3 protein-coding genes are annotated in these 6,384 nt (G+C 58.4%); 2 read left to right on the top strand and 1 reads right to left on the bottom strand.

The annotated features are described in order from the left end of the window. Positions 1 to 4,435: hypothetical protein (locus QZ377_RS01735; protein WP_291438961.1), on the bottom strand; the 4,435-nt coding region annotated here is incomplete at its 3' end. 305 nt (positions 4,436 to 4,740) lie between these two features. Between QZ377_RS01735 and QZ377_RS01730 the strand changes: the two genes are divergently transcribed. Both QZ377_RS01730 and QZ377_RS01725 read left to right on the top strand, forming a co-directional pair. Then, positions 4,741 to 5,232, top strand: a complete 492-nt coding sequence (locus QZ377_RS01730; protein WP_291438959.1) for a helix-turn-helix transcriptional regulator — start codon at positions 4,741 to 4,743, stop codon at positions 5,230 to 5,232. A 761-nt stretch (positions 5,233 to 5,993) separates the two neighbouring features. Continuing rightward, a partial coding sequence (locus tag QZ377_RS01725; RefSeq protein ID WP_291438957.1) for an FAD-binding oxidoreductase occupies positions 5,994 to 6,384 on the top strand: 391 nt, incomplete at its 3' end.

The raw sequence follows: 6,384 nt of genomic DNA, 5'->3' as shown, positions 1-6,384 counted from the left end.
CGAAGTTTTCCTTCGCCCATCCGGCGTACGCGCCAAGGCCCCAGAAGCTGAAGCTGTTGGTGGTTTTTGCCAGATCGCCTTCGCCTTCGGCGTAACCGCCGCCGATATTGAAGGCTATGCCCGCACGCAGGGCGTTATCAAAGGTGTAGTCACCACCAAGGGCAACGCCGCCAAGGCCGCCGTGCCACTTGAGGTCATAGCTGTTGCCGGCTTCCATATTCCAGGCGTTCTGGCTCTGGTACAGGGGCATGATCCACAGGGCCATGCCGTTTTTGGCGGAACCTTCCGCCTTGTTGAGCGAAACGGACTGCATGCCGTTGCCGTCAGGCTGGGCAATGCTGGTGCGCTGGGTAATGGCAGCGCCCGCCGCATTGTTGGCGGCCATTGTCATTTGCGGTACTGCACCGGCTACGGCTATGCGGGCGGCACTTTCAATGGTTTTGGCGGCCAGGTTGGCGTCGCTGCCGATGAAGTTGTCGCTGGTGGCACGGGACAGGAAGCGCACACCCTTCACGTCGGAATCCACATGCGCGGGACCGACCTGGTCGGCGGTGTAGGCATTGTCCAGCACCTTTACAAGGTCGCCGTCAAGCTTGGGGTAGACGTTGGCGGCGGAATTGAGCCCCGTGCTCAGTACGCCGGTGGCGGCATCAAACGAGCCGTTGATCATGCGCGAATCAGTGATGAAGTTGGAACCTGTCCAGCCTGTTCCGTCAGTGCCAAGGGTGATTGTGTCTATATTGGTGCCGAGCACCGTATAGTCCTGGCCCACTTTGGCATCAGTAATACGCAGTTTTGCGCCATCGCCGATATTGGCTGTGCCGCCTGCGGTGTTGCTGCTGATGGCTCCGTCAGGGGTGACGGCAGCGGCAGCGGTAACCACCAGAAGGGACTTGCCGGAGAAATCAAGCTGGTTGGCGGTCGGAGCCCCGGCGCCTGTAAAGTCCGCTGTTGTTTGTGTGCCGTCCACAATAATGCCGTGAGCGCCGTCAAGCACCTGGGCGCTATAGATGCCCAGGGCGGAGTCCACACCATTCTGCGTCAGGCCCACGCCGTTGGTGGCTTCGCTCACCTGCCCGGCCAGCCAGCCCGTATCGGTGGTGCCGATGGCAGCCATAGAGTTCATGCCCACGCCCACGTTGCCGTTGATTTCGACATCAGTGGCTGTTGCGCCCGTAAAGCTGCCTACAGCCACGTTGCTGGAGGCCAGGCCCCAGGCAGGGTCCACATAGAGGTTGCCGCCGGCCAGGTCCAGGCTGCCCACGGTGAGGGTCGTGCCGCCCTTTGTATCATCGGCGTCGCCGACAGAAATGGTTTTGCCCGAGGCTCCGGTCAGCTTGTCGGCCTTGACCTGCGCGCCGTCAATGAAGGCGGCGTCACCGGCCACAGCAAGGCTTTCAGCCACAAGGCTGCCGCCGGTGACGGTGGCAGCGCCACCCAGGGTGAGGCTCTGGGCCACAAGGCTGCCGCCATTAATGACGGCATTGCCGGTTACAGCCATGTCGCCGAGAGCGGCTTCGCTGTCGGTCAGGGTAAGGTTGCCGGTCACGTTGCTGGCATCGGCATCGGTGCCGGTGGCAAGCAGCTTGCCGTTGGCAACCGTCACATCTGCGGAGGCCGTAAGCGTCTTGGCCGCGATGCTGCCATCGGTAACAAGTACCGTGCTGGTATTAAGGGTTTCAGCAGAAGCAACGGTGCTGCCGTTCTTCACGTTCACGCCGCCAGCGCCGGCAGTGATGGCGCCCGTGGACAATATCGTGCCGCCGTTATCCGCGGTTACGGTTCCCGCATCAATGGACGTTGCCGCAAGAGCGCCCATGTCGGCGCTAACGCTGCTGACCGCCTCGGTGGCAGTGCCGATGGCCCCGGCAGTAAGGCCCCCGCCAGCACTGACGTTCACATTGCCAGTATCGGCAGCGGCAGCAGTGATGTCGCCCACAGTATAGTCTGCGGCAGCGGCATTAAGGGCAGAGCCAGCTCCGGCCAGTTCCACGTTGCCGTTAAGTGTGCCGCCGTTGGATGGCGCGCCTATGGAGCCGAGGTTGAGATTTTTTCCGGTATCTACGGTAACTTTGGTGGCCGCATCGCCTTCAGCGATGATCAACTGACCGCCATTGCCAAGCAGGGTGGTGTTGCCGTTGATGGCGGCAGCAACATCGCCGGTGTTGCCCGTAACGACAAGAGCATCAACGCCGAAGCCGCCGCCCACGGTGATGGCGTCGCCTGTGCTGGCATATTCCGCATTTATACCGGCCAGCACTGCGCTGGTGGCTTCTGCCGCAGAGCCTTTGATGCTACCGTCGCTGGTTCCCTTGTCGGCGTCTGATATTTCTATGGCTGCGGCGCCATAGCTGATAAGGCCGCTGCTGTCCGCAGTCAGCAGGCCGGTTTTTGTGCTCTGCATCTGCTGGGTATTGACGCTTTCCAGCCCGTCAAGCCGCAGCGTACCGCCATTGGCCACATGTATTTTTTCGAGGCCCGCTGCGATGGCAGCAACGTCGTCTGTGTATGTGACAAATTTTTCGGCATCGCCTGACAATACGCCGTTATTCATGACGTTGACGCCGTTGTCGTGGCCGACATCACCCTCTGCGCTGCTCTTCAGGTCGCCCTGGATGTTCAGTTCGGCAGAGCGCCCATCGTGTCCGCCGCCAACGGTGAGGCTGCCATCCTGGATATCCAGCGTCTTGCCTGCGGCCAGCGTCCACTTGCCCTGGGCAACGTCAACTACGCCCTCGCTCGTAACGTTGGCATTGATATCGCCGCCGGGGGTTGCATCCTCGCCAAGCTTCAGTACACCCTTGTCGGCTATTTTCAGGCCCTTGCCTTCGCTGCCCGCGAAGCTGAGCGCGGAACCCGTCTCGCCCTTGAGAAAGAGCTTGCCGGACGCAAGCGTAAAGTCCGTATCCGGGGTATCCGGCGTAAGGACAAGGCTGTTGGCCTTGATGCGGTTGCCCTGCGCTCCGGTGCTGTCAATGTCGAGCGCATCGCCGGTCAGCGTCAAGTTTTGTGCCTGAATGCTGCCATTGCCAAGAAGAGCGACCTTGCCGGTTACGGCCGCGGTGTTGCCTGTGACAATGTCGGTAGCAATCATCGCGTCTGTGCCAAGATGCAGCCGAGCTTTCTTGGCATCGGTTCCCTTAACCGTGACAGAACCGCCTTCTTCAAGCCAGGCGGCAAGCTGGGCGTCAGTCATGTCCGTACGGGCCATCGTGTCGCTATCCGTGTTCAGAACGCGCTCGACAGCTATGGTTCCGGCCGTGCCGGAGAAGGCATCAAGCTGGGCTCCGGTCAGGTCAAGGCGGGCGTCAGTCACCGAAAGCGTACCCGCGTTGGCTACAATGCCCGTCAGCTTGTGGTCGCCGCCAGCGCTGTAGGCAAGCATGGAGTCAGCATAAAGGTTGACCTTGCCGCCGTTGTCCAGCACGCCATCGGCAGCCACATCCAGGGTCATGCCCTTGTTCAGGAAAAGATGCCCCTTGTCGCCGACAATAACGCTGCCGCCATCAGCAACCCTGGTGTATCCGGCCTCGGCGCCAGGCATGGCGTCAGTCACGGTCTGGCCCGCGGTGTTGCCAAGATAGCCTGTCAGCAAAAGACCGCCTTGCACATCAACCCTTGCGCCCTCTGTGATGTGGGTGACGCCGGCATTAAACACGCCGTGATTGCCTTGAGCAACATTGATTCCGGTGCTGTCGCCGGTGATCAGCAGGTTGGCGCTGTCTTTGTCAAGAGTGGCCGCACCCTTGCCGGCAAAAAGCATGCCCGCGTCATCAAAATCTTTTGTATGGCTTTCGTCCGGAGATTGGCCCATAAGGTTGATGGTTGCGCCGTCGGCAATGTTCAGTTGAGCTGTCGCAAAGTCTGTTGCGGCGCCCCCAAAAAGGTTGGCCGAGGTGATGTTGACCACCGTATTGGGGCCGGAAACAAGGGTGGGCAGACCGGTAGAAGCGGTAGCGTCGTTTTCATCGACGGTTTCAGCGTAGCCGCCAAGGCCGTTTTCGCGCCAGCCGTTGCCGGTTGCGCCGTTGATGTTGACGGTTCCGCCCGTGATTTGCAGGTCACGCGAATCCGAATAACCGTTGACGTTCAAAGTGCCGCCCGTTACCAGCAGCTTGCCGTTGGAAGGGGTAGCGCCGTCTCCGGCCGAAATGCTCCCGGGGCTGTTCACGGTGACCGTGCCGCCGTCAGTGATGGTCAGGGTTCCTGTAAGTACTACCGCGTCAGAATCCACTGTGAGGCTTGTCTGATCCCCGCCGGTGCCCACGGTCAGGTTGCCTCCATCCCAGTCCGCCGCCATAGCCGGTCCGGCGCTGCCCAGGGCCAGGGCCGCTGCCAGTGCCAGTGAACCGAAAGTGTTGATCAGGCGGCATTTCCCCAAGACCGCCTTATACCTGTTAATCAGGTTGCCAACCGCGTTTTTGGACAACATCATGAGCTTCCTCCTTAAAAAGTCACCATCAGGGCCGTAAAATTGGCCTGTCCTCTGCATGGGGCGGGGAAAGCAATCCGTGAATAGGTACTGCTGAAAATATTGCTTTCCCCGGATTAGGCGGATATGGTTAGTCTGCTAAAACGTGAACCTTAACCGCCCAACTGCATTATTAGATCAAAATCTCAGCTATTTCAACCTGAATATTGACCATGAATTAAAAAATCATCTATTTATTCAAATGTTGAACGATATTTTGATCTTACAGGACGGTGCGGAGATGATTGGGCATTGGGATAGTATAACGTATGAAAACGCTTGGGTCTCGCATCCGTTTCGCGCGAGGAGCATTGTCGCAGGAAGTTTTTGCAGCAAAAATCGGCGTCAGCAAAGGGTCGCTTGGGGGATATGAGCGAGACGAAAATCTTCCAAATAGCGATATTATTTTGAAAATATGTCAAGAAACCGGGATGTCTGTTGAATGGCTTCTACTCGGTACAGGCGCCCCGGCTGCATCTGAAGAAAGGCCTGCCGGACCGGGAAAACTGCTGGCAGGCGGGGCTGTACCCCTGCCGGGTATGCTGGGGGTAGTTGCGCCTCCATCCATGTCTCAGGGCGGAATTACGTTCGTTCCGGACGGAAAAATGATCCAGCAGGAATGCGCACGCTGCCGCAGGCTTGAAGAGCGGCGTGAACGCCTGGAAGATGAACGCAGGGAATTGAGTGAAGAAAACAGACGTCTTTGGAAGGAAAACAGCCTTCTTGCTGCTCGTCTGGCGCGCATGAAAACCAGGGGTTGAGCCCGCGCCGGGTAGAGCTTGCTCTACAGTTACGCGCGGCCAGGTTGTCTTTTTTCGCTCCTGGCCGCGTTTTTCGGTTTTTTGGGCCTGTGGGCCGCATTGACGCACCCCATCGCCGGTCTTATTTATCTAGGGCAAAGCAATTTTGAAAATGGGTGTCCAAAAGGTATGGCATACCTGTTTCGATGTCGCGCATACAATAAACCGGGCCTGCGTCCTGCCCGCGGTCTTTGCTTGCACCGCAGGCTGGCAGTTTTGCCATCATCTTTCGGGTAAGGCGGATAAAGGGCTGGTGCGCGTGACAACTGCTATGCCACCATCCGGTTGTGCCGAAGCCGTGCATCTGTTGTTGCTGTTGTGCCGCCAGGCGCGGCCTCTGCTGGCGCGATTACGCGCCTGTGCTGCCGGAAAGCGGCACGGTTGCCATCTGTCTTTCCGAAAAGGCCAGTGAATTTTTTCTCTTTCTTTTTTCTGCCCAATAAATTTGCCTTGCAAAATTATTTTTATTTCCAGTTGTTGCTGATTTTTCACCAATTTGTTTTCGCGCGGCCGGAGAGAATACAGTTGAGGTCTAATAGTGATACCAAAGTTTTTGGGCTTATCCCCTATGCAAGGCTGGCAAACGCAGATATATGATTTTATTCTTGTAGAAAAGCTGACCGGCCGGTCAACCGGCCGCACATGTGCCCGGCATGTCCGGGCTGGCGCGTGGGGCGCGCGGGCTGCGTCCTCCACCATTACAGATGTTCTAAGGAGGCCACATGGCAAGCCAGGCGTTGATCAGGGATTTTGAAGATCTCATCGGCAAGGAAAACGTGTTCAGCTCCGAAGCTGACCGGCAGAGCTATTCGTATGACTCGGCAGTGCTGACCCCCGTGGTTCCTGCTCTTGTGCTGCGCCCGACTACGGCCGAGCACCTGGGCGCATGTGTCAAAAAGCTGTACGACAACGGGCTGCCCATGACTGTGCGCGGCGCGGGAACCAACCTCTCCGGCGGGACCATTCCCGACAGCTCCGACTCTGTGGTTATTCTGACCACCGGGCTCAACCGCATTCTTGAGATCAATTCCGACGACCTCTATGCCGTGGTGGAACCGGGCGTGATCACTGCCCAGTTCGCCGCCGAAGTAGCCAAGAAAAATCTGTTCTATC

The organism is Desulfovibrio sp., assembly GCF_019424165.1.
GTDB lineage: Bacteria > Desulfobacterota > Desulfovibrionia > Desulfovibrionales > Desulfovibrionaceae > Desulfovibrio.
The sequence above is the reverse complement of the archived record's forward strand: the minus strand, read 5'-3'. Positions and strand labels throughout refer to the sequence as shown.